Genomic DNA, 21,955 nt, shown 5'->3' with positions numbered 1-21,955 from the left:
CGGTGAAAAAATCCCTAAGGGGAAACCAGGCCGCTCAGCGCCGGCCGCCGCGATAGGCCCCCGGTGGCAGCCCGGTCCACTGTTTGAAGGCGCGCTGGAAGGCGCTGGGTTCCGAGTAGCCCAGGCGTTCGGCCAATTTGGCGACGCTCACCGAGCCGCGGGCGAGCAGGGTGCAGGCCAGGTCCCGGCGCAATTCATCGCGCACCCCGAGGAAGGTCACGCCGAGCGCCGCCAGTCGGCGGGCCAGGGTCTGCCGCGAAATGCCCAGGGCCCTGGCCGCCTCGAGTTCCGACAGCCCGGCAAAGGGCTCGGCGGCGCACAGCAAGGCGCGCAGATGGGCTTCGAAACTGGCCAGCGGGCCGGGGGCGATCACCGCCGGCAACAGGTGGCTGGCGAAGCGCGCCGCCTCCGCCGGCCGGCGCATCAGCGGCGCCTGCAGGTTTACCGCCGGCAGCTCCAGCCATGCCTGCGTGGCGAAAGCCGGTTGGCGGCCGAACAGAAAGCGCGTTTGCGCGGTGAAGGCGCCGAGATGCCCGGGCAGGACGATCCGCCGCAGCGGCAGGGTTTCGCCGGTGAGCCAGCTGCCGGTGTGCCAGAGCGCCAACAGCAGCATATGCGGCCAGAGCACCGAGTCGGTTTGCGCCCCGGGGCGCGGCGTCAGTACCAGGCGGGCAATCCTGGCGTGCTTTTCCAGGCGCCAGGGCGGCGAATCGTCGAACAGCTTGTAGAAGCGCGCGGCCTCTTCGAAGGCATCGGCCAGGGTCGGCAGGTGCACCAGCAACCGCAGCAATTGCTCGAAGCTGCCCGGCGGCACGGTGCGGGCGAAGAACCCCAAGGCTTCGTCGGCGCCGACGCCCACGGCCAGGCGACTCAAGGCGCGGTAGTTGAGCGGCGCCACGCGATAGCCGTCGCGCAGGGCCTCCCTGGGCAAGTCGCAGCGTTCGAGCAGCGCGGCGCGTGCGTCGGCGTCGAGACGCAGTTGCCCCAGCATCTCGCGCACAAAACGCGCGGGAATGGTCGGGGCGACGATCCAGTGCGGGTAAGGGCGGGTCATGTCAGTTGAGGCAAAGCGTCATTGGCGGCCACTCCGGCGTCCTGCAGATTGATACGACCCACTCCCAAGGAGCCAGTCGATGACAACCACAACCTTGCCCGAGCGGCACGACTACATGAGCAACGGATGCGCCCGGACCTACCTGTCCACCGCCGGTACCCAGCCCGCCGTGCCCGCCGCGCAACTCGACGAGCTGATGGCCCGCCTGCAACGCGACGGCTTCGTGGTGCTCGAACGGCTGTTCGATGAGCAGCAGGTTAGTCGCATGCGCGAGGATCTGCTGGGACGTTTCTGCCAGACCGGGCGCAACTCGTTCGAGGGCGCACGCACCCAGCGGTTGTATGCGGTGATTGCGAAAACGCGGGTCTGCGATGGGCTGGTGGAGCACCCGCTGATCCTGGGCCTGCTGGACCGACTCCTGGCGCCCAATTACCTGCTGTCGCAGCTGCAGGCGATCAATATCCTGCCGGGCGAGTGCGCCCAGCACCTGCATTACGACGATGCCTTCTATCCCATGGCCCGCCCGCGGCCGGCCTATGGCGCGGCGACGATCATGGCCCTGGACGACTTCACCGGCGACAACGGCGCCACCGTGGTGATTCCCGGCAGCCATCTGTGGGACGGGCGCCTGCCCACCGCCGCCGAACAGGCCGCCGTGCTGCCGGTGGTCATGCCCAAGGGCTCGGTGGTGTTTTTCCTCGGCACCCTCTGGCACGGCGGCGGCGCCAATCGCAGCGGCGCGCCACGCCTGGCGCTGACGGCGCAGTACTGCGAACCCTGGGCGCGCCAGCAGGAGAACTTCATCCTGTCGACCCCGCGCCACGTCGCCCGGCAATGCAGCGAACACATCCAGCGCATGCTCGGTTACTCGATCCACGCGCCGTTCATGGGCATGGTCAATGGCATGCACCCCAAGCGCATGCTGGACGATCCGGATGCTCGCTGAGCCGTGACCAAGAACCAGGCCATGGCTCGAATACGCAAGGCCATATCGCCTGACCCGGGCGGCCAGGCGGGGGACGCTGCGTGGCGATCCGCGGAGCGTCCCGGCGTTCAGCCCAAAGCGGGCCTCGAACGGGGCGGCGAGGGCGCCATCACGCGGTTTTGTCCGCCATCAAGGCATTCAACTCGCCATAGGTATGGGCCTTCAAGGCATGGGTGTCGAGCTGGCCGCTGTCGAGGAAACTGCGGGCCAGCGTGGCCATGGCGCCATACAGGAACTCGGCGATGCTCGAGCCGGCGCTGAGGCGTCTTACCCCGAGCCGCTCCAACTCGTCGGGGGCGGGCAAGCCATCCCGGGACAGGAGGTTGACCGGCAGTCGGCTGTCCCGGCACACCGCGGCGATTTCCTCGGCGTCCACCACGCCGGCGGCAAACAGGCCATTGGCCCCGGCATCGGTATACAGCGCGGCGCGCTTGAGCAGTTCTTCGAGCCGCTGTTCGGCGGGGAACAGGTTTTTCAGGTAGACGTCGCTGCGCACGTTGATGAACAGGTTGACCCCGCGCTGGTCCGCCACCTTGCGGGCGACTTCGACCTTGCGCACCAGCAGCTCGGGGGAGCCCAGGCCGTCTTCGATGTTGATCCCGACCGCGCCGGCGGCGATGACCGCGTCGATCGTCTCGGCGACGCGCCCGAGGTGATCGGAGTAGCCACCCTCGATGTCCACGGTCAGCGGCACGCTGAGCACGCGGGCCATCGAGTGCACCGTGCTGCGGAGCAACTCCAGGGGCAGCTTGTTGCCATCCTGGTAGCCATGGGACCAGGCCACCGCCGCGCTGCTGGTCGCCACGGCCTTGCTGCCCAGGCGTTCGACGAGACGCGCGCCGCCGGCATCGGTGACGTTGGCCAAGACCAGCAGGCCTTGCTGGTGAAGGTTGTGGAAAGCGTTATCCAGTGTCGTCATGAATCCAGTTCCTTTGAAAGTCCTGCTTATGGATGAGGGCCAACGGCATCACGGTTATCGGCCCGTTCACTGTGCTGAAGCACTCTGCCCGGTCATTGCTGCCTGGAAAGGCAACCCGCCCCCTCGGCAGCGCTATAGCTTAGGCCAGGCTGGAGAGCATGGTTTTAATGTTGTTCATGAGCACAGGGAGCGCAGTGGGATCTGTGGGTTTATGCATGAGTCGAGCCGCGCCCGCCCGGAGGGCATGGACCTGGCCTGCGACCATTTCCGGCCGCGCAGGTCCTCCCGCTCCCCCTGGACGATGGCGAAGCTATTTTGGAGGACCGGCTATTACCCGTTCGTGGCGTCGCTCATAAGCTGGGTTCGTCGACCAAAGGCCAGTTGTTCAAGGCCTGGTCAGCGTTTCTGAACCTGGAAGAGAAGCACACGAGAATGAAAAGACTGCACAAGAAAATCGCCCTGGTCACCGGTTCGTCCAAAGGCATCGGCGCCGCCATCGCCAAGCAGCTGGCCAGGGACGGCGCCACGGTGATCGTCAACTACAGCCGCGGTCGCGAAGAGGCCGAGCGGGTGGTCGAAGAGGTCCTGCAGGCGGGCGGTCGCGCCTATGCCATCCAGGCGGATGTCGCCAATGCCCTGGAAGTGAAGGCGCTGTTCAAGGCCATCGTCCATGAGCACGGCCATCTCGATATCCTGGTGAACAACGCCGGTGTCTATTCCACCGCGCCCCTGGCCGAGATCGATGAGCAGGAGTTCCACCGCCAGTTCAACCTCAACGTCCTGGGCCTGATTCAGTGCACCCGCGAAGCGGTCGGCGTGTTCAACCCGGATGGCGGCAGCATCGTCAACATCAGCTCCAGCGTCACCTCGTTCACCCCGGCCCATTCGACGGTCTACACCGCCTCCAAAGGCGCGGTGGACGCCATCACCAGGACCCTGGCCAATGAACTGGGGCCGAAGAACATCCGGGTCAACTCGGTCAACCCGGGGCTGGTGGTCACCGAAGGCGTGCATGCCAGCGGCTTCTTCGAGGATGCCTTCCGGCAGAAGATCGAAGCCATCACCCCCCTGGGGCGGATCGGCAAGCCCGAGGACATCGCACCCGCGGTGGCCTTCCTCGCGTCCAGTGACGCCGGGTGGATCACCGGCGAGATCCTGGTGATCGGCGGCGGTCTGCACTAATCCTTGAGATCAGCCTCCGCGGCGGCCGACTGCTCGCGCTGGTACTGGCGTGGCGAGTGCGACATGACCCGCTTGAACGCGGTGCTGAAGGCGCTCTCCGATTCATAGCCCAGGGAAAACGCGATGGTCGCCACCGAGTCGCTGGAGTTTCTCAGGCGATCGCCGGCCAGCAGCATGCGCCAGTGGGTCAGGTATTCCATCGGCGCGGCGCCGACGATCTGCTTGAAGCGCAGGGCAAAGGCCGAGCGCGACATGGCCGCCAGCCGCGCCAGTTCCTCGACTGTCCAGCGTCGCGCCGGAGCGGCGTGCAGGGCGCTCAGGGCGGCGCTGAGGTTGCGGTCCGCCAGGCCGAAAAACCAGCCCATGTCATCGCGGTCCAGGCCGTTGCGTTCCAGGGCCGCGAGGTGGGCCCGCAGCACCTCGACCAGCATGATGTGCGCCAGGTGCTCGTTCATCAGCGAGCGGCCGGGCCGCTGCTGTTGCAGCTCGGCGGTAAAGCGTTCCAGCGCCCAGCGCAGGATCGACGCCTGCGGCGAGTGGCCCTGCACATGCACCAGCGAGGGCAGGGTACTGAGCAGGAACCGGGTAGGAATACCGCTGAAGTCGAAACGCCCGCCCACCAGTTGCACATCGTCGCCGCCGTAATCGAGGGTGAGTTCGTCCGGGGCCGGGGTTTGAAAGAAGCCTGCGGAATCCATGGCCGGCACGGACAGATCGCTGGACAAGGTAAAGGGCAGGCCCCGGGTCATCAGGAAGCAGTCGCCTTGCTGGAGGTGCTGCGGCGTGGGTTCACCACTGACCTTGACCCAGCAGCTGCCCTTGACCACGGCCGTGAACTTGATGCCGGCCCGGCTGGGAAAGTCGAAGGCCCAGTCGCCGCCCAGCTTCAAGGCCGCCGAATGGTAGTTACGGATTCTCAGCAGCGAAAGGACACCGGAAAGCGGATCCATGGGGCACCTTTTTGGACGATTGGCAAAATTGAACCGACTTTAGCATGCAGATAATCCTGGAGCGGGGCTGCCAGGAGGAAATCCTCGGTCCAGGGTTGTCGCCGAAAGTCATTGCCCGCGGCCCTGAAAGAACACGTCGCCGATCACCCCGAACACGGTGCTTTTCAGGGCATTGTCCAGTTCCACCCAGGCCAGGCCGGTGGTCGCCCGGTAATCCCCCAGTTCCAGGGGGCGGACCACGACGTTGGCGGGTACTGCGCGCCCGGCGTGGGCGGGCAGCAAGCCAATGCCGAGCCCGGCGGACACCAGGGCGAGCATGGTGGTGAACTCGCCCAGTTCCGCGGCGACTTCCAGTTGCCGGCCATGACTGTTCAGCACTTGCATCAGTTGATCGTGAAAGCCCGGGGCGTAACGCCTAGCCAGGATCAACACCGGCAGTTGCGCCAGCGCCGCCGGTTGCAGGGTGGCGCACGAGGCCAGCGGATGGTCGCTGGGGAGTGCGACCATGAAACGTTCCTGCAACACCTCCCGGGTCTGGATGCCGGGAATGATCGCCGGCAGGCGCATCAGGCCGAAGTCCAGCTGGCCGTTTTTCAGCGCCGCGGCCTGATCCGGCCCCGGCATGTCCTTGAGTTCCAGCTCGATCCGCGGGAAGCGCTGATGCAGGGCGCGGATCAGTGTCGGCAGGAATTCCGGCAGTACCGAGGAAACGAACCCCAGGCGCACGCGGCCAATTTCCCCACGGCCCGAAGCCCTGGCCACATCCATCGCGTGAGCCGCCTGATGCAAGGTCGCGCGGGCCTCGGGCAGGAAGATCGCCCCGACCTCGGTCAGTGCCACGGCGTGGCGGTTGCGTTCGAACAGGCGCACGCCCAATTCCTCTTCCAGCAGTTTGATCTGCATGCTCAAGGCCGGCTGGACGATGGCCAGCCGTTGCGCCGCGCGGCCGAAATGCAGCTCTTCTGCCAGGGTCACGAACGAGCGCAGGTGTTTGATTTCCATCGGGCGACTCCAGGCTGAAAACGATTCGAGGCGGTGATCACGAGGGTTGATTACCAGATCACCAATGACGATTGGACAGCACCCGCCAGCTGCGTTGAAGTGCCCGCAAGGCCCATTTAAAAAAACGCGGCCGTCTTGTGGAGAAAAGCATGTCATTCAATCCCGGTTGTTTCCAGCTGGATGGGAGAAGGGCCCTGATCACAGGTTCAGGCAAGGGCATTGGCCTGGAACTGGCCCGGGGCCTGGGCGCCGCCGGTGCCAAGGTGGTGATCAACGATCGTAATAGGGACAAGGCCCAGGCCGTTGCCCGGCAGTTGCGCGACGAGGGCATCGGCGCGGAGATCGCGGTGTTCGACGTCACCGATCGCGCCGGGCTGTTCGAGGCCATAGACACCTTCGAGGCGCAGGTCGGGGCCATCGACATCCTGGTGAACAACGCCGGCATCCAGCGGCGCGCACCGCTGGAGGAGTTCGCCGCCGAGGACTGGCACGCGCTGATGCGGGTCAACCTGGACGGGGTGTTCCATGTGTCCCAGGCCGTGGCGCGGCACATGATCGGCCGGCGCCGCGGCAAGATCATCAACATCTGCTCGGTGCAGAGCGCGCTGGCCCGGCCGAGCATCGCCCCGTACGCGGCGTCCAAGGGCGCGGTGAAGATGCTCACCCAAGGCATGTGCGCCGAATGGGCGCGCCATGGCATCCAGGCCAACGGCCTGGCCCCGGGCTATTTCGCGACCGAAATGAACCGGGCGCTGATCGACGACCAGGGGTTTTCCCAATGGTTGTGCAAACGCACGCCGGCCGGGCGTTGGGGCCGGGTCGAGGAGCTATGCGGCACGGCGGTGTTCCTGGCCTCGGCGGCCTCGGACTTCATCAATGGCCAGACGATCTTTGTCGACGGAGGATTGACCAGCGTCGTTTGAGCCCCGCACCCATACCTGAAAAACAACAACAAACAGGGGACACCCATGAGCCATCTCAACGAACCGGCACTGCCGCCGCACACCCGCGACCAGGCCGGGCATGCGCCAACCACCGCCACGGGCTTCGCGCCCAGGCGCTGGCTGTACCTGATTCCGCTGATCTTCATCACCTACAGCCTGGCCTATCTGGACCGGGCCAACTATGGCTTCGCCAGCGCGGCGGGCATCGAGCAGGACCTGGGCATCAGCAAGAGCACCTCGTCACTGATCGGCGCCTTGTTCTTCCTCGGCTACTTCTTCTTCCAGGTGCCCGGCGCCATCTACGCGCAGCGCTACAGCGTGCGCAAGCTGGTGTTCTGCAGCCTGATCCTGTGGGGCCTGTGTGCGATGGCCACCGGCCTGGTGACCAATATCCCGATGCTGATGGTGATCCGGGTGTCGCTGGGCATAGTCGAAGCCGCGGTGATGCCGGCGATGCTGATCTTCATCAGCAACTGGTTCACCCGCCAGGAGCGTTCGCGGGCCAATACCTTCCTGGTGCTGGGCAACCCGATCACGGTGCTGTGGATGTCGGTGGTCTCGGGCTACCTGATTCATGCCTGGGGCTGGCGCGAGATGTTCGTCATCGAAGGCGCGCCGGCGGTGCTGTGGGCGTTTGTCTGGTGGCGCCTGGCGCGGGACAAGCCCGAGCAGGTCGACTGGCTGAGCCGGCAGGAAAAAGACCGCTTGGCCGCCATCCTCGCCGAAGAGCAGAAAGGCCTGAAGGCCGTGCGCAACTATCGCCAGGCCTTCACCAGCCCGGTGGTGATCCAGCTCTGTGCGGTGCATGCCTTATGGAGCATCGGCGTCTACGGTTTCATCATGTGGCTGCCGACCATCATCAAGCAGGCGGCCGCCACGGACATCGTCACGGTCGGCTGGCTGAGCGCGGTGCCTTATGTCGCCGCCGTCGCCGCCATGCTCGCGGTGTCCTGGGCCTCGGACCGCTCCGGGCGGCGCAAGTCGTTTGTCTGGCCGCTGCTGGGGTTGGGAGCGCTGGCGTTCTTCTGTTCGTACTTGCTGGGGCCATCCCACTTCTGGCTGTCGTTCGCCTTGCTGACCGTCGCTGGCGCCGCGCTCTACGCGCCTTACGGACCGTTTTTCGCGCTGATCCCGGAAGTGCTCCCGGCCAATGTGTTCGGCGGGGCGATCGGCCTGATCAACGCTTGCGGCGCGCTGGGGGCCTTTGTCGGTTCGTGGATCGTCGGCTATCTGATCGGCCTCACCGGCAATCCCGGGGCGGCCTATGTGTTCATGACCCTCGGCGTGCTGTCTTCGGCGCTGCTGATGGCCGTGGTGAAGGTCCGACGTTGAGGTCACGCCGGGCGAAGACAGAACCCGGGGCCGACGGCTGCCTCGCCATTGCGCCGGCCCACCGGGTAGATACCGGCCGTGGCCGCTCGGCCACAGCCGTCTGGGGCCAGGCTATCAATGGGCCTGGGCCACGCCCTGCAGCACCGTGCTGTTGGCCTGGCTATCGTGGGCCTTGACGATATTGCCCAGGGACACCACGCCCACCAGGCGTTTCTGGCGATTGACCACCGGCAGGCGCCGCAGCTGGATATCGGCCATGTTGCGGGCCACCTCGTCGACCTCCTGGTCGTCGAAGCAATAGCGAATGTCATTGCTCATGACGCTGCTGATCGGCATATCGCAGCTTTGGCCTTTGGCCACGGCACGAATGACGATATCGCGGTCGGTGATCATGCCGACCAGCCGGTCCTCGTTGTTCACCAGGATGGCGCCGCTGTCGATGCTGGCCATCATGTTGGCGACTTCCCGCAGCGTCTGTTCGGGGCGTGCGGTCTGTACGTTACGGGTCATGACTTCAGAGATCTTCATCATGCTTCTCCTCGAAAGGCCGGGCCGCTGTGGCCCGGCATGAAAGGCAAGGGCCCAGGCCCTCGCAGGTAAGGCTCAACGATCAGCTACGACCTCCACGGGCGCCGCCGGGCTGGCCGCCTTTCTTGTTGGCGTCCGATGCTTTCTGCCGACACTAATTGGGAGTGCCGGTATTTTTCAAAAGTTGAAATTTGTTCGGCGGCGTACGACGAGTGGTTAGCCGCTAGGGACAGGGCCTTCGAGGGTGCGTTCTGTCCGTCTTCGGCAAAGGTTTCTGAACGCCGCTCACCAGCCCCGATCACGCGTGCTCGGCGCCTGCGACAAAACGCGTACGGCGAGCCAAGGCGAACAAGGCCAGGCCAATGACCAGGAACAGCCCGAGCGCGAGGTGGCTGGCGGTGACGATGCCGCAGGCGTCCACCAGCAAACCCATGGGCACCGGCGTGGCGTTGAACAGGTAGACGGTGGCGTAGAAATACGCAATCAATTTGCCGTGGCTGTGCCGGGGCGCCAACTGGTTGACCAGGCGGGCATTGCCGACGAACAGCGCGCCATAGGCATAGCCACCGATCGCCAGCCCCGGCAGGGCGAGGTACAGGGCCTGGCTGTAGCAGGCCAGGAGCAGGAGCAGCAATGCCAGGCATTGGCACAGCCAACCGCTGAGCAGCACCTGGCGCGCGTCCATGCGCTGGCAACAGAGCTGGCTGATGCCGGCGATCAGCAGATAGGCCGAGACCACATAACCAAAGATTCCGCGGTCCTCCAGGCCGAACACCTGCTGCGCCACCTGCGGGCCGATCACGAACACGCAGGCGGCGAAGGACCAGCTGAAGAACACACTCCAGGCGCACAAGTGAAAGGGCAGGCCGATGCCGCGCAAGGCTTGCCTGAGGCTGGCCGGGTGGGTGTTTGCCACCGCGGGTGCCGCCGCATCGCTGGCCGCCCGGGATGGCCAGAGGATCAGGGTCGCGACCGCCGAAGCCAGGCCGAGCGCGGCGATCAGCCAGAAAGGCGCTGCCAGGGGGCGCAGGTCCAGCTGCAACGCCGCGCCGCTGACCAGCGGCCCCAGGGCCAGGCCTGAAACCATCGCCAGGGTCGCCACCAGGGCCGGCAACTTGTCGTTGTGCCCCGGGTTGAAACGCACCAGCGCCACATTCACCGCCGCGGTCATCACCCCCGACCCGAGGCCGGCCAGCAACCGCGCCGCGCACAACGGGCCCAGGGCGGTGCCGTGGGCAAAGGTCGCGGCCCCCACAAGCACCAGCAGGCTGGCGGGAGCGAACAGGCGGCGCAGGTCGCTGACACTGCTGGCGATCCGCGCCATGGCCACCAGGGCGATCAGCACACCGATGCCATAGGCGCCGAAAATCAGCGTCAGGTCCAGCGCGCTCAGGTCGAACTGCTCTTTGTAGAAGGGGTAGAGCGGCGTGGGAGCACTGCTGTTCATCAGGGGCACCGTCAAGGACAGCGCCAGGCAAAACAAAAAGCTGCTCGAACGCCGTCCACCGGCAAGCGTGGATGCGGGCATAAAGGTATGGGGTCCGTTGGGTATCGAGGTGAACGTCAGGGCGTCGGTTCGGCGCCGGCAGGCTGCTGCGAACCGGCCAGCAAATGATATCGGGCACGCCGCCGGGCACCATGCGCGAAACCCCGGAGTTTGTTGGCCGGCGTCCAGGGCGGTGGCGGGTGTGTGGGAGAGGGGAGTGGCTTAGCGGCTGTAACGCTGGCGAATGACCCGCGCCGCTTCATCCGCGAGGATCTGGTAGAGCGCCGGGGAAGGGTGGAAGCTGTCCCCGGCCATCAGGCTGGCGGCCGGCTGGAAGCGGGTCGCCAGCAATGCGCAGCGATCCTGGCCGGCCAGCAGTTCGACCAGCAGGCTGTTGAAACGCCGGGCCCTGAGGCCCAGGTACCAGCGCAGCGGCTGGGGCAGGGCGGGGAACAGGTGCATGGGCGGCACAGGCAGGAAGACGATGTGCCGGGCCTCGAAGCGCTCGCTCAAGAGTGCGATCAGGCGCGAGATCCGCGCCTGCCATTCGGCCGCGGCGATGCGGCTGGTGACGTCGTTGACGCCGATGGACACCAGGGCCACATCGAAGGGCTCGGCCGGGCCGTCCTCCAACAGCTGGAACAACTGTCGCGAGTCCAGCCCGGACTGTGCCCGCAGCTGCCATGACAGCTGGAAGTCGCCGGCGAGGCCAGCCACCAGCCGGCCGGCAATCGCCTCGTCCTGGGTAAGGGCGCCCACGCCCGCCGCCGCGGAGTCGCCGAGGATCAACAGGCGCAGGGCCGGCCCGCAGGCGTCGGCGTGCCTGCCTTGGCGCGGGCCTTCGGCCTCCGGCAACCTGGGGGTGACCCAGCGGGTGTACAGGCCCTGGGCGAGTAACAGCGGCCCCAGGGCCACCTTGGCGAACACGTCGGTCATGGGCAGTACGCTCGCAGTAAAAAAAGGTGGCGTTGGCAGGTAGCCGTGGCCCGCCTCGGAACGGCTATGACAGGCGAGTGTAGTCCTGACCGCCGGTGACGCCGAAGGGTGAATAACGGCCCCCGGTTATCCCCGATAGCCAATCGCAATTACCCCTGGCTTTTCATCGCCAAATGGAAGTATTGAGCCGCTTGCCATGGCCTAGTATGGCGGCTGTAGGGCGTTGTAAGGCGATTGGCGTGCCGAGGTTAACCGGCCCGGTGCGCAGGCAGTCGGTTGTTCGGCCATCAGAAAAAGAACCGGTCGCGACACAGGTGTCCCCAAGGACAGAGGGACCGGTCTGCAGCACATGCAAGGAGCAGCGCATGACACCCGTGAAGCTGATGTTGAGCATTTTCCTTCCTTTGGTGCTGTTACAGGCCTGTAGCAGCGATACGAAAAACCCCTGCGGCGACAAGCCCGGCGAGCGACTCGACGAAGCCAAATGCGTCGGCCGCGATGCCGGCAGCCTCAGAGGCGCCGACGAGGACTATTTCGCCGACATGGACTACGGCGTGTCCAGGCAACCGCAACTGCTGGTCGAGCGACTGTCGCCCTTCATCCCCGGCATTACCGAACAGCAGGCGCTCCAGGCCTTCGCCCGCGGGCGCAACAACTGGATCGTCTGGACCGCCGGCAACGATGCGCTGTGGGACAAGCTCTCGCGCGACAGCGTCGGCAACCTGGACCTGCTCAAGACCGTCTCCAACCACCCGAGCCTGAAATACAACCGCGATAAACGCTGGCAAGTGCTGGGGGTGGTCAACGAACCCTGCTACGTCAAGGGCGAGGGGCCGCGCGACGACCGCTACGGCCTGTGGCTGGACAAGCGCGACCCATCCTGCGCCGCCGACCCTTTCGAGAACGAAACCAAGTACCCCGGGGTGAAGATCGGCGCCCGGGGCAAGAACCTGCCGGTGGGCTCCTACTACGGCTACGGCACCGGGATCGTCGGCCTGCGGCTGTTCCCCAACCCGGACTTCGACGAGCACGCGCAGAAGAAGTGGGACGCCAAGCGCTATTACGAAGACCCGGCCTATTACAACGACAACAAGCTGGTGAAACCTTACCGGGTCGGCATGTCCTGCGGCTTCTGCCATGTCGGGCCGAACCCGACCAACCCGCCGGCCGACCCTGAACATCCGGCCTGGTCCAACCTCAACTCCAACCCCGGCGCGCAGTACTTCTGGGTCGACCGGATCTTCATGTGGAACCAGGACCCGAGCAGCTTCCCGTACCAGCTGTTCCACACCTCGAAACCGGGAGCGCTGGACACCTCGTTCGTCTCCACCGACTACATCAACAACCCGCGCACCATGAACGCGGTCTACAACCTCAAGGCGCGCATCGAGCTGGCCTCGAACCTGGGCAAGGAAAAACTCGCCGGCGGCGGGCTGAACAACCGCCAGTTCAACGAGGTGCCCGGCGTGCCGCCGGACAGCCCGCTGGCGCAGTTCTACAAAAAGCCCGACACGGTGTTCACCCCACGGGTGCTCAAGGACGGCGCCGACTCGGTGGGCGCGCTCGGGGCCTTGAACCGGGTGTTCATCAATATCGGCCTGTACAGCGAGGAGTGGACCACCCACTTCCGGCCGCTGATCGGCGGCAAGCCGATCACCCCGTTCCGCATCGACGTGGCGCGCAAGAACTCCTCCTACTGGAACGCCAACGAGGCGCAGACCCCGGACCTGGCGTTGTTCTTCCTGGCCTCGGCGACCCCGGACTACCTGAAGAACGCCCCCGGTGGCACGGCACACCTGAGCGAACCGGCGGCGGTACTGGAGCGCGGCAAGGAAGTCTTCGCCGACACCTGCGCCCGTTGCCACTCCAGCAAACTGCCGGAAAAGGCCTGGACCTTCTTTCCCGACCATGGCTGCGTGAACGACGGTTACCTCAAGTGCTGGAACAATTACTGGACCTGGAGCAAGACGCCGGAGTTCAAGACGGAGATGCGCGCCATCGTCAAGGATGAGAAGTTCCTGACCGACAACTTCCTCTCCACCGAACTGCGGGTGCCAGTCACCCTGACCGAAACCAACGCCTGCAGCCCGCTGGCGACCAACGCCCTGGGCGGCAATATCTGGGACAACTTCTCGTCGGAGTCGTACAAGCAATTGCCGGCGGTAGGCTCGGTGCTGGTGCAGAACCCGTACACCGGCGAGCCCTGGGAATACGCGATGCCGGCGGGCGGACGTGGTTATACGCGGCCGGCCTCGCTGGTCAGCGTGTGGTCCACCGCGCCGCTGCTGCTGAACAACCGCCTGGGTCAATTCCACTGGAAGGGCGGGGTGGAGGACCGCATGGCGTCCTTCGACAGCTCGATCGAGATGCTGCTGTGGCCGGAACACCGCACCGGCGACTTCCAGGTCATGACCCGCTCCGGCAAGACCCATATGGGTACCGTCGACGTCACCAGTGAGACCAGCTACCTGCGGGTCAGCAGCGGCTATCTGCCGACCTTCCTGCAAAAGCTCGAAGGCCTGTTCAGCCACTGGCTGCCGTGGCTGTTCGGCGAGGATGGCATCCAGCTCGGGCCGATCCCGCAAGGTACGCCGGTGAGCCTGCTGTCCAACATCGACCTGGAGAAACGCGACCAGGTGCTGGATCTGCTGCTGAAGATCAAGCACGACCTCAAGCAACTGCCGCCTGGTGCCTCCGACGAGGAAGCCCGCAAGGTCTTCGCCGGCCTGGTCAAGCCGCTGCTGCAGGTGAGCAAGTGCCCGGACTTCGTGGTGGACAAGGGGCATTACTTCGGCACCAGCTTCCTCAAGGAGGAAGCGCCCCTGAGTGATGCAGACAAACGGGCCTTGATCGCCCTGCTGAAAACTTTCTAGGTGGCCAGCGATGAACAACGAAACGGATTACGAGTACATCGTGGTGGGCTCCGGGGCCGGGGGCGGCACCGTCGCCGCCCGCCTGGCCGAACAGGGCCGCAAGGTGCTGGTGCTGGAGTCGGGCAGCGACCCGGCGGCGGCAGACACCACCGCCCCGCGGCTGCCGGAGGAGTACCAGGTGCCGGCGTTCCACCCGCGCTCCACCGAGAACGATGCGATGCGCTGGGACTTCTTCGTCCGCCACTACAGCAACGATGCCCGCCAGTCGCAGGACCCCAAGTTCACCCGGACCTTCCAGGGCGAGAACGTCGACGGGGTGCTGTACCCACGGGCCAGTTGCCTGGGCGGCTGCACCGCGCACAACGCGATGATCACTGTCTACCCGCACAACCAGGACTGGGACCATATCGCGCAGATCACCGGTGATCCGTCGTGGAACGCCAGTGCCATGCGCGAGCACTTCCAGAACCTGGAGAACTGCCATCACCGGCCGTTCCAGCGGTTTCTCTCCTGGTTCGGCATCAACCCGTCGCGGCACGGCTTCAAGGGCTGGCTGCACGTGGAAAAGGCCGTGCCGGAAGCAGTGATCGATGACCTGTCGCTGGTGCGCTCGATCGTCAAGTCCGCCGAGCAGGCGTTCAAGACCCTGGGCGAAACCCTCAAGCGCATCGGCTGGCAATTGCAGGGCGTGGGCGACCCCAACGACTGGCGGCTGGTGCGCGAGGAAGCCATCGGCCTGCGCTATCCGCCGCTGACCACCCGGCACCACCATCGCCACGGCACCCGTGAACGCCTGCTGGATGTGCAACAGCGCCACCCGGACAAGCTGCACATCGAGCTGGACGCGCTGGTGACCCGGGTGCTGCTCGATGACCAGCAGCGCGCCTATGGCGTGGAGTACATCAAGGGCGCGCGGCTGTACCGGGCCTGCACCTTGCCGCGCAATGCCACCGGTGAACTGCGCCAGGTGCACGCCAGCCGTGAAGTGATACTCGCCGGCGGCGCCTTCAACACCCCGCAACTGCTGATGCTCTCAGGCATCGGCCCGCGCGAAACCCTGGAAGCCAAGGACATCCCGGTGCGGGTCGAATTGCCGGGCGTAGGGCGCAACCTGCAGGACCGCTACGAGGTCGGGGTGGTCAACCGGATGAACTTCGAGAACTGGGAAGTGCTCAAGGGCGCGCGCTACGCCAAGGGCGATCCGCAGTACGAGGAGTGGGCCAAGGGCAAGGTCGGGGTCTACAGCACCAACGGCGCGGTCCTGGCGATCATCAAGAAATCCCTGAAGCAACGGCCGCTGCCGGACCTGTTCTGCTTCTCTCTGCTGGCGCTGTTTCGCGGTTATTTCCCCGGCTACTCGAAGCTGATCGTCGAGCACCTGAACTACCTGACCTGGGCCATACTCAAGGCCCATACCAACAATAACGCCGGCTACGTCACCCTGCGCTCGAAAGACCCGGCCGACACCCCGCTGATCAACTTCCATTACTTCGAGGAGGGCAGCGACACCCAGGGCGAAGACCTGCAATCGGTGGTGGAGGGCATCAAGTTCGTGCGCAACCTGGCCCAGCCGCTGAAAGACGCCGGGCTGATCGCCAGCGAGGAACTGCCCGGCGACGCGGTACAGACCGACGAACAGCTCAAGACCTTCGTCATGAACCAGGCCTGGGGCCACCACGCCTCCTGCACCTGCCCGATCGGCGCCGACGACGACCCGATGGCCGTGCTCGACAGCGCCTTCCGCGTACGCGGCGTGGGCAACCTGCGGGTGGTGGACGCCTCGATCTTCCCGAAAATTCCCGGGTTCTTCATCGTCACTTCGATCTATGTGGCGGCGGAGAAGGCGGCGCAGGTGATCCTGCAGGATGCGGCCGCGGTACGGGCGCAGGCGGTTCGCGGGGCAGGGCAGGCTACGGCCAGTGCGGACAGAGCGACCACGGTGGAGGCGATGGTTGCGTCAAAACGCTGAACGCTGGACAGGAGGCCGAGCCGTCGAAAGGCTCGGCCTTTTTTTGCCTTCACGGCGTGCCCGGATGCGGATCCGGATACTCAGCCATCACCTCCAGCGGCTTGGCATAAGGCCCATCCCACAATTGCCCGTGCAGCTCACCGATGCGCCTGGCCATCGCGCTGTCGTGCATCACCACTTCCAGGTTGCGCGAATTGTCCAGATAACCGCCAAGCCAGTTGCTGGTACCGACCCAGGCCACCTGCCCATCGATCTCCATGGTCTTGCTGTGAATCACCCGCGCATAGGGAATGAACCCCTGGGACGCCTGGGGCAGGGTGACGATCCTGACCTGGACATTGGGCAGCACCGCCAGGCTTTTCAAGTAGGGCAGTTCCAGCTTGTCGGTGTTCCAGTTGGACACCATCAACTTGATCGACACGCCCCGCGCCGCGGCTGCCCGCACGGCATTGTCGATCAGCGGGTAATAGGGCCGGGTCCGGTCAGGCCCGTAGGACAGCGGCGCATAGTCCAGCAGTTGCACCCGTACTTCGTTCTTCGCTTCGGCCAGCAGGCGCGGCAACTCCTGTTGCGAGTCGCCCACGCCGGGCGGGTTGTAGCGTTGCGGGCTGGCCACCAGGTAATTGCCGCTGCGTAGCGGCGGCTGGCCGGGGGCGGGCAGGGGCACCGGCTGGTTTGCCGCCACGGCCGCCTGGGCCTGCCAATCCTGTTCGAAGATCGCCTGCACCTGGGCCACGGTGCTTTCATCGCTGATGCGCAACCCGGTTTCGTGGATATGCTCCAGCGAGCGCCAGTCGAAGTTCTGGCTGCCGACGAACGCCTGTTTGCCATCCACCACCATGTACTTGGCATGGATGATCCCGCCGCTCACCTGGGCGTAGGGCAGTACCCGGAAGGTCAGGTTGGGAATCGCCCGCAATCGCTCCAGGGTGGCGGGATCTGACAGCTTCAGGCCCTTTTCTTCCAGCAGGAAGCGAATCTTCACGCCGCGTTTGCCGGCCGCCTCAAGGTGTTCGATCACCGTGCCCAGCACCGACCCGGGATGGTCCGCCGCATAAAACTGGCCGATGTCGATCCGGCTTTTCGCGCCATCGAACAGCTCGATCCACACGGGGCCGGGTTGCCGCAGATCCGCCGTGCCAAGCGCGGTGTCCACCGGCACCGTATGCACCAACTCGAACCCCGCAACGGCAAAGTCCGCCTGGGCCAGCGGACTGATCAGCAAGCCAGCCAGGCCTGCGATCCGAACGCTGAGCAGCGCTCGTGGAAATTTCATGCATACGGACATAGGCGTCTCATGTCGAAAAAAGGCGGGCGTGGCCTGCGCCCGCCCTGGGAAATTACGCGGTGCGGCTGTGCAACGGGCTCGGCGCCCGCTGCGGCACCTCATCCTGCACACGGGCGCCGGTGGCCGCGCGGATCAGCAGCATCTTCAGTTGATCGTTGATGCGCTCCAGGCTGTCCTGGAAAAAATTATGGAACACCACGCAGAACAGGGCGATGGCGATCCCCAGGCCGGTGGCGAACAACGCCGTGCCGATACCGCCGGAAATCTGGCCCGGGTCGGACACCCCGGCGCTGGCCAGGGCCTTGAAGGTGTCGATGATCCCCAGGATGGTCCCCAGCAAGCCTAGCAAGGGGGCGGCAGTGGTGATGGTCTCGATGATCCACAGGCTGCGGGCCAGTGGCGCGCGGGTCGACAGGTACTGGCTCTCGATCACGTCGTCCAGGTCCTTGCGCGAACCCTGGGCAGCCTTTTGCGCCAGCACCGGCAGGACCATGCTCAAGGGCAGGCTGTCGCGGCGGGTCGCGCCTTGCGGCAAATCCCGCTCGCTGTGCACGTGACCGCCCAGGGCCTCCATCAACGCCCTGGCCTGGCGCCGTACATAGGCGAAGTAGAGACCGCGCTCGATGGCGATGAAGATCGCGATGGCCACCGCGGCATACATCACATAGAAGGTGATGTCGTGAAGCAGGTTCATGTCCATGATGCTTTACCTCATTCTTCGATAATGGCGGATGACGATCAGAAATTCGCTTCCAGGGAGACGGTCACGGTCCGTTCCAGGCCCACGATGTAGGCCGGGTCGCCGTCACGGAAACCGCCGTAGGGCGCGGCGTTGGTCTTGGTGGTGTACACGCCGTCCAGGTACTTCTTGTCGAACAGGTTGTCGACGTTCAGGCGCAGGGTCGCGTCCTTGATCACCTTCTTGTCCACCGGCAGGTAGATACCGGCGCCGAGGTTGAACACGGTGCGTCCGGATATGGCTTCGTCGTTGGTCAGGTCGCCATACAGCTTGCTGGTGTATTTGCCGCCGAAGGTGCCGTAGAAGCGCCCGTCGTCGTAGCCGATGTTGGCCGCCAGCATGTTCTTCGGCACGTTGGCGAACTGCTTGCCGCTGGTGGGCAGGACAATGGCCTTGCCGGCGTTGTAGACGGTCAGGTCGTCCTGCTGCTCGGCGCGGGTATAGGTGTAGGAGGTGTAGTAGTTGAAGTGGTGGGGCAGCAGGCCGCTCCATTCCAGTTCCAGGCCGCTGTTGTCGACGGCGCCGGCGTTGATGTCGGCGAAGTCGCCGTTGATGTCCCTGGACGAAACCTGGCGGTCCTTGAACTGCATGTAGAACAAGGTGGCGGCCAGGGTCATGTCGTCGCCGCTGTAGCGCCAGCCCAGCTCGTGGTTCCAGCTGGTTTCCGGCTTGGAATCGATGGAGCCGACACCCTGGTCGTAGAGCACATAGTTCTGCGGGATACGCATGTTGCGCGACAGGCTGTAGAACACCTGGTCGCGCTCGTCGAGCTGGTATTTCAGGCCGACGTTGGGCAGCAACTTGTTATAGGTCTGGTGACGCTTTTCCGGCTGTTCGGTGAGGCTGCCGTGGTTGTTGCCGTCACGCTTGACGTTCATGTAGGCCAGGCCGGCCACCAGGGTCCAGTCCGGGGCGAAATACCAGGTGTCCTGGGCCCAGACTTTCTGCGCCGGGGTGATGGTGAAGCGGTCGCGACCCTGGACCTTGTTGCCATTGGCGTCCACCACGTTATCCGAATCCGGCCAGGTACTCTCCGGCTTGCCGCTGCTCTTGAGTGGGATGAACGGCTGGGTCTGGCTCTGGCGCGCGCGCTCATACCAGTAGCCGAATTGCAGGCTGTGGTCGCCCAGGTCCCAGTTCAGCTTGGTGGTGATGCCCGGACGCCAGGTCTGGGTGCGCGAAGGGCGGTAATAGACGCCGCTGGTGGAGGAGCCGTCGGCGTTGTACTGGGCGGCGGTCTGCAGGTTGCTGAGGTCGAACACGCCGCCCCGGTTCGAACCGCTGTTCAGCGCATAGCTGGAGGCGCCCACGCCGCTGCCATTACCCCAGTAGTAATACGGGATGACCGACAGGGCCAGGTTGTCCGCCAGTTTGAATTGCGTGTTGAGCACCGCGGTAAAGGTCTGGAACGGGTTCTGCGCCAGGGCGTAGTAGCTGCTGACCTTGCCGTTGCTGCCCAGGGCCGGCGTCGAAGGGTAGGGGTCGTACTTGCGACCGTTCTGTTGGAACTGGGTCTTGGTCAACTGGCTGTAACTGTTGTTGTCCTGCTCGTGGTACTTGAGGATCAGGTTGGCCGTGTTGCCGCCGCCCATGTCGAAGAAGCTGTTCCATTCCACCTTGTCCGCCCGCACCGCGCCGTCGCCGCGCCATTTCTCGCCTTCGGTGTGGGACAGCGAAAGCCAGTTGCTCAGGCCGTTGACTTCGCCGGTATTGAGCCGGGCGAAGGTCTTGAAGGTGCCGTTGCTGCCAGCCACCTGCTTGACGAAGGCGCCGGTTTCCTTGGTCGGGCGGATGGTCACGATGCCGATGTTGCCGCCGCTGGAACCGATGTGCGGGCCATCGGCCTCGGCCGAACCCTGGGTGACGAAGATCTGCTCGATGTTTTCCGGGTCGCCCAGCAGGTTGGAGTACAGCGCGTAGTTGCCGGAGTCGTTGATCGGCATGCCGTCCACCGACATCCCCACCTGGTCGGAGTTGAGCCCGCGCATGGTGAAGCGGAAACCCGAAAGCCCGGTGGCATCTTCGCTGGAGATGTTCAGGCCCGGGGTGTATTTGAGTTTGTCGACGGCGTTGCCGGTGGCGGTCTGTTTATCCAGCGCCTCCTTGGTCACCGTGGAGCGCGCCTTGACGCTCTCCTCCTGGACCATGTAGCCACCGCCCGCCGTGGCCTTGCCTTGCACGCCAATGGTGCCGACGTCGCTGTCGCTGGTGTCTGCCATGGCGATCCCATGGCCCATGCTCGCGGCAACGAGTGCCAGATGAATCCGGGTGAACTTCATCACTGTCGTCCTGCTGTTGGGTGCTTACTGCACGCTGTAGTTGAAGGTGGCGGTGAAACGTTGCTCGTTGCGCCCACCGAAGGCTTGCTCGGGGAACGGCTTGACCTGCTTGATCCGGCGCAGGCTGTTGGTGGCGGCCCGGTTCAGCAGCATGCTTGACGCCTGGGTCTGGATCCCGGAGTCGAGGACGCGGCCCTGGCGATCCACCAGCAACCAGACCACCACCTCGCCACTGGGGCGTTCGAGGGACGCCTGGCGTCCGGTGGGGTACTGCTTGTAGGTGTCCAGCTCGTTGCGCAAACCTTTGAGATAGCCGCCTTCCAGGGCCTGGCCGTCGACTTTCGGCGGGGCGGGTGGCGCAGGCGTCGGTGTCGGGGCGACGGCGGGTTGCACGGGTTTGGCGGTGGCCGGCGGCGTGGGTGTCGGCGTTGCCTTGGCGGCCACGGGCGCTGGCTTGGGCTTGGGTTCAGGTTTCGGCAGTGGCTTTGGTTGTGGCTTGGGCGGCGGCGGAGGAGGGGCCGGCTCGGCGTCTTGGTCTTCGATGACCGGCGGCGGCGTTTCCTGTTCCACCACTGGCTCGGGGACGGCCTCCGGTTCTGGTTCGACCAGGGCGATTTCAACCGCCGACTCGTCATACACCGGCTGCACTTTCAAGGTTTGCGACTGGATACCCAGTGCAATCAGCACCAGGGCGATCAGGGCCGGGACACTGCCCAGCAACTGACGCGCACGAAACAAGGCGTACATGATCAGGACTTGCGCGTGGCGATGGAGACCGAGGTAAAGCCACCCAGGCGCAGGGTGTCCATGACCTCGACCAGGCGGGAGACTTCCACGCCCTTGTCGCTGTTGACGATGATGGTCGACTTGCTGTCAGGCTTTTGCGCGGCCTTGAGCGCCGGCACCAGGGCTTCGACGCTGAGGTCCTTGCCATCGAGCTGCAACTGGCCTTCCAGGCCCAGGGTGAGGATGAACTTGTTCTGCGGCTTGAGCTGTTGCGAACTGCTGGCGCTGGGCAACTGGGTCTTCATGCCCAGTGCCGGAATCACGTTCAGGCTCACGAGTACGAAAAACACCAAGAGGAACATCATCACGTCGATCATCGGGATCAGTTCGATGTGCGCCTTGCGTTTTTTCGGTTCGTCCCAGGTTCTCATTCCGTTACCCCGTCATTGATTAGGGGCGCCACGCTAGCAACGGAAAATGACCGATTGGTTAACTTTAATTTAAGCTTTTAGGTGTCTAGGACGCGGATTTCAGAAGAACCATCAGTTATTTTTGATGGTCATGAAATTGACATGCCAGGGGCGCATTTTTGCGCATTTATCGGCGAGCCCCTCGACATGAGCGCTGCACTTCCTTCGTTACTCACCCCGCGACTGGCGCTCAAAGCGCTGCAAAAACACCAGGCCGAGACACTGTTCGAGCTGGCCAACGGCCCCGGGATTGCTGACAACACCGCAGCGATTCCATCGTACGGGCTGTTGCG

Annotated in this window: 18 protein-coding genes and 1 pseudogene; 7 read left to right on the top strand and 12 right to left on the bottom strand. The window is 64.8% G+C overall.

Annotation, left to right across the window (positions count from 1 at the left end):
- Nucleotides 1–34 precede the first annotated feature (34 nt).
- Nucleotides 35–1,054, bottom strand: a complete 1,020-nt coding sequence (locus C4K27_RS16360) for a helix-turn-helix domain-containing protein (protein WP_053261276.1) — start codon at nucleotides 1,052–1,054, stop codon at nucleotides 35–37.
- A gap of 79 nt (nucleotides 1,055–1,133) precedes the next feature.
- Here C4K27_RS16360 and C4K27_RS16355 point away from each other — a divergent pair, with 79 nt between their 5' ends.
- The gene (locus tag C4K27_RS16355; RefSeq protein ID WP_053261275.1) at nucleotides 1,134–2,000 is read left to right on the top strand and encodes a phytanoyl-CoA dioxygenase family protein; all 867 of its coding nucleotides are present in this window, start codon (nucleotides 1,134–1,136) and stop codon (nucleotides 1,998–2,000) included.
- A 148-nt stretch (nucleotides 2,001–2,148) separates the two neighbouring features.
- On the opposite strand, the gene C4K27_RS16350 is transcribed toward C4K27_RS16355, so the two are convergent.
- Complete coding sequence (locus C4K27_RS16350) at nucleotides 2,149–2,958, bottom strand: isocitrate lyase/PEP mutase family protein (RefSeq protein WP_053261274.1); 810 nt, start codon at nucleotides 2,956–2,958, stop codon at nucleotides 2,149–2,151.
- A gap of 432 nt (nucleotides 2,959–3,390) precedes the next feature.
- Here C4K27_RS16350 and C4K27_RS16345 point away from each other — a divergent pair, with 432 nt between their 5' ends.
- Entirely contained in the window at nucleotides 3,391–4,140 is a 750-nt protein-coding gene (locus C4K27_RS16345; protein ID WP_053261273.1) for an SDR family NAD(P)-dependent oxidoreductase, read from the top strand.
- On the opposite strand, the gene C4K27_RS16340 is transcribed toward C4K27_RS16345, so the two are convergent.
- On the bottom strand, nucleotides 4,137–5,090 hold the full coding sequence (locus C4K27_RS16340) for an AraC family transcriptional regulator (RefSeq protein ID WP_053261272.1): 954 nt from the start codon (nucleotides 5,088–5,090) through the stop codon (nucleotides 4,137–4,139). The genes C4K27_RS16345 and C4K27_RS16340 overlap by 4 nt on opposite strands.
- 108 nt (nucleotides 5,091–5,198) lie before the next feature.
- Nucleotides 5,199–6,092, bottom strand: a complete 894-nt coding sequence (locus C4K27_RS16335) for a LysR family transcriptional regulator (protein ID WP_053261271.1) — start codon at nucleotides 6,090–6,092, stop codon at nucleotides 5,199–5,201.
- A 149-nt stretch (nucleotides 6,093–6,241) separates the two neighbouring features.
- Between C4K27_RS16335 and C4K27_RS16330 the strand changes: the two genes are divergently transcribed.
- Both C4K27_RS16330 and C4K27_RS16325 read left to right on the top strand, forming a co-directional pair.
- The gene (locus C4K27_RS16330; protein ID WP_053261270.1) at nucleotides 6,242–7,015 is read left to right on the top strand and encodes an SDR family NAD(P)-dependent oxidoreductase; all 774 of its coding nucleotides are present in this window, start codon (nucleotides 6,242–6,244) and stop codon (nucleotides 7,013–7,015) included.
- Between the two features lie 45 nt (nucleotides 7,016–7,060).
- The gene (locus C4K27_RS16325) at nucleotides 7,061–8,368 is read left to right on the top strand and encodes an MFS transporter (RefSeq protein ID WP_081002289.1); all 1,308 of its coding nucleotides are present in this window, start codon (nucleotides 7,061–7,063) and stop codon (nucleotides 8,366–8,368) included.
- A 114-nt stretch (nucleotides 8,369–8,482) separates the two neighbouring features.
- Here C4K27_RS16325 and C4K27_RS16320 read toward each other — a convergent pair whose 3' ends face one another.
- From C4K27_RS16320 to C4K27_RS16310, 3 genes are all read right to left on the bottom strand, one after another.
- Nucleotides 8,483–8,896, bottom strand: a complete 414-nt coding sequence (locus C4K27_RS16320; RefSeq protein ID WP_053261269.1) for a CBS domain-containing protein — start codon at nucleotides 8,894–8,896, stop codon at nucleotides 8,483–8,485.
- 298 nt (nucleotides 8,897–9,194) lie between these two features.
- A complete protein-coding gene (locus C4K27_RS16315) occupies nucleotides 9,195–10,424 on the bottom strand; it encodes an MFS transporter (RefSeq protein WP_053261268.1) in 1,230 nt (409 codons plus the stop codon).
- 180 nt (nucleotides 10,425–10,604) lie between these two features.
- Nucleotides 10,605–11,318, bottom strand: coding sequence for an SGNH/GDSL hydrolase family protein (locus C4K27_RS16310; RefSeq protein WP_053261267.1), 714 nt, complete (start codon nucleotides 11,316–11,318; stop codon nucleotides 10,605–10,607).
- 365 nt (nucleotides 11,319–11,683) lie between these two features.
- Between C4K27_RS16310 and C4K27_RS16305 the strand changes: the two genes are divergently transcribed.
- The gene (locus tag C4K27_RS16305) at nucleotides 11,684–14,191 is read left to right on the top strand and encodes a hypothetical protein (protein WP_053261266.1); all 2,508 of its coding nucleotides are present in this window, start codon (nucleotides 11,684–11,686) and stop codon (nucleotides 14,189–14,191) included.
- Between the two features lie 10 nt (nucleotides 14,192–14,201).
- Nucleotides 14,202–16,160, top strand: coding sequence for a GMC family oxidoreductase (locus C4K27_RS16300; protein WP_053261265.1), 1,959 nt, complete (start codon nucleotides 14,202–14,204; stop codon nucleotides 16,158–16,160).
- Nucleotides 16,161–16,209: 49 nt separating this feature from the next.
- Here C4K27_RS16300 and C4K27_RS16295 read toward each other — a convergent pair whose 3' ends face one another.
- The 5 genes from C4K27_RS16295 to C4K27_RS16275 all read right to left on the bottom strand — a co-directional run bounded on the left by C4K27_RS16295 (nucleotide 16,210) and on the right by C4K27_RS16275 (nucleotide 21,623).
- Complete coding sequence (locus C4K27_RS16295; RefSeq protein ID WP_238437353.1) at nucleotides 16,210–17,436, bottom strand: phospholipase D-like domain-containing protein; 1,227 nt, start codon at nucleotides 17,434–17,436, stop codon at nucleotides 16,210–16,212.
- Between the two features lie 64 nt (nucleotides 17,437–17,500).
- Nucleotides 17,501–18,148: a MotA/TolQ/ExbB proton channel family protein gene (locus C4K27_RS16290; RefSeq protein WP_053261263.1), complete on the bottom strand. Its 648-nt coding sequence runs from the start codon at nucleotides 18,146–18,148 to the stop codon at nucleotides 17,501–17,503.
- A 38-nt stretch (nucleotides 18,149–18,186) separates the two neighbouring features.
- The gene (locus C4K27_RS16285; protein ID WP_053261262.1) at nucleotides 18,187–20,466 is read right to left on the bottom strand and encodes a TonB-dependent receptor; all 2,280 of its coding nucleotides are present in this window, start codon (nucleotides 20,464–20,466) and stop codon (nucleotides 18,187–18,189) included.
- A 24-nt stretch (nucleotides 20,467–20,490) separates the two neighbouring features.
- Nucleotides 20,491–21,213, bottom strand: a complete 723-nt coding sequence (locus C4K27_RS16280; RefSeq protein ID WP_053261261.1) for an energy transducer TonB family protein — start codon at nucleotides 21,211–21,213, stop codon at nucleotides 20,491–20,493.
- A gap of 2 nt (nucleotides 21,214–21,215) precedes the next feature.
- On the bottom strand, nucleotides 21,216–21,623 hold the full coding sequence (locus C4K27_RS16275) for an ExbD/TolR family protein (RefSeq protein ID WP_007925526.1): 408 nt from the start codon (nucleotides 21,621–21,623) through the stop codon (nucleotides 21,216–21,218).
- Nucleotides 21,624–21,809: 186 nt separating this feature from the next.
- On the opposite strand from C4K27_RS16275, the pseudogene C4K27_RS16270 reads away from it, so the two are divergent.
- Nucleotides 21,810–21,941, top strand: a pseudogene (locus C4K27_RS16270) (GNAT family N-acetyltransferase); the annotation flags it as partial.
- Between the last annotated feature and the right edge of the window lie 14 nt (nucleotides 21,942–21,955).

It is taken from the genome of Pseudomonas chlororaphis subsp. chlororaphis (genome assembly GCF_003945765.1).
Taxonomy (GTDB): domain Bacteria; phylum Pseudomonadota; class Gammaproteobacteria; order Pseudomonadales; family Pseudomonadaceae; genus Aquipseudomonas; species Aquipseudomonas chlororaphis.
This window is presented reverse-complemented; position numbering and strand designations above follow the sequence as displayed.

Coding starts and splice junctions, on each gene's coding strand:
- C4K27_RS16330 (WP_053261270.1), top strand. CDS start 6,242: ATGTCATTCAATCCCGGTTGTTTCCAGCTGGATGGGAGAAGGGCCCTG.
- C4K27_RS16345 (WP_053261273.1), top strand. CDS start 3,391: ATGAAAAGACTGCACAAGAAAATCGCCCTGGTCACCGGTTCGTCCAAA.
- C4K27_RS16305 (WP_053261266.1), top strand. CDS start 11,684: ATGACACCCGTGAAGCTGATGTTGAGCATTTTCCTTCCTTTGGTGCTG.
- C4K27_RS16295 (WP_238437353.1), bottom strand. CDS start 17,436: ATGAAATTTCCACGAGCGCTGCTCAGCGTTCGGATCGCAGGCCTGGCT.
- C4K27_RS16325 (WP_081002289.1), top strand. CDS start 7,061: ATGAGCCATCTCAACGAACCGGCACTGCCGCCGCACACCCGCGACCAG.
- C4K27_RS16290 (WP_053261263.1), bottom strand. CDS start 18,148: ATGGACATGAACCTGCTTCACGACATCACCTTCTATGTGATGTATGCC.
- C4K27_RS16355 (WP_053261275.1), top strand. CDS start 1,134: ATGACAACCACAACCTTGCCCGAGCGGCACGACTACATGAGCAACGGA.
- C4K27_RS16280 (WP_053261261.1), bottom strand. CDS start 21,213: ATGTACGCCTTGTTTCGTGCGCGTCAGTTGCTGGGCAGTGTCCCGGCC.
- C4K27_RS16320 (WP_053261269.1), bottom strand. CDS start 8,896: ATGAAGATCTCTGAAGTCATGACCCGTAACGTACAGACCGCACGCCCC.
- C4K27_RS16350 (WP_053261274.1), bottom strand. CDS start 2,958: ATGACGACACTGGATAACGCTTTCCACAACCTTCACCAGCAAGGCCTG.
- C4K27_RS16275 (WP_007925526.1), bottom strand. CDS start 21,623: ATGAGAACCTGGGACGAACCGAAAAAACGCAAGGCGCACATCGAACTG.
- C4K27_RS16285 (WP_053261262.1), bottom strand. CDS start 20,466: ATGAAGTTCACCCGGATTCATCTGGCACTCGTTGCCGCGAGCATGGGC.
- C4K27_RS16335 (WP_053261271.1), bottom strand. CDS start 6,092: ATGGAAATCAAACACCTGCGCTCGTTCGTGACCCTGGCAGAAGAGCTG.
- C4K27_RS16300 (WP_053261265.1), top strand. CDS start 14,202: ATGAACAACGAAACGGATTACGAGTACATCGTGGTGGGCTCCGGGGCC.
- C4K27_RS16360 (WP_053261276.1), bottom strand. CDS start 1,054: ATGACCCGCCCTTACCCGCACTGGATCGTCGCCCCGACCATTCCCGCG.
- C4K27_RS16315 (WP_053261268.1), bottom strand. CDS start 10,424: ATGCCCGCATCCACGCTTGCCGGTGGACGGCGTTCGAGCAGCTTTTTG.
- C4K27_RS16340 (WP_053261272.1), bottom strand. CDS start 5,090: ATGGATCCGCTTTCCGGTGTCCTTTCGCTGCTGAGAATCCGTAACTAC.
- C4K27_RS16310 (WP_053261267.1), bottom strand. CDS start 11,318: ATGACCGACGTGTTCGCCAAGGTGGCCCTGGGGCCGCTGTTACTCGCC.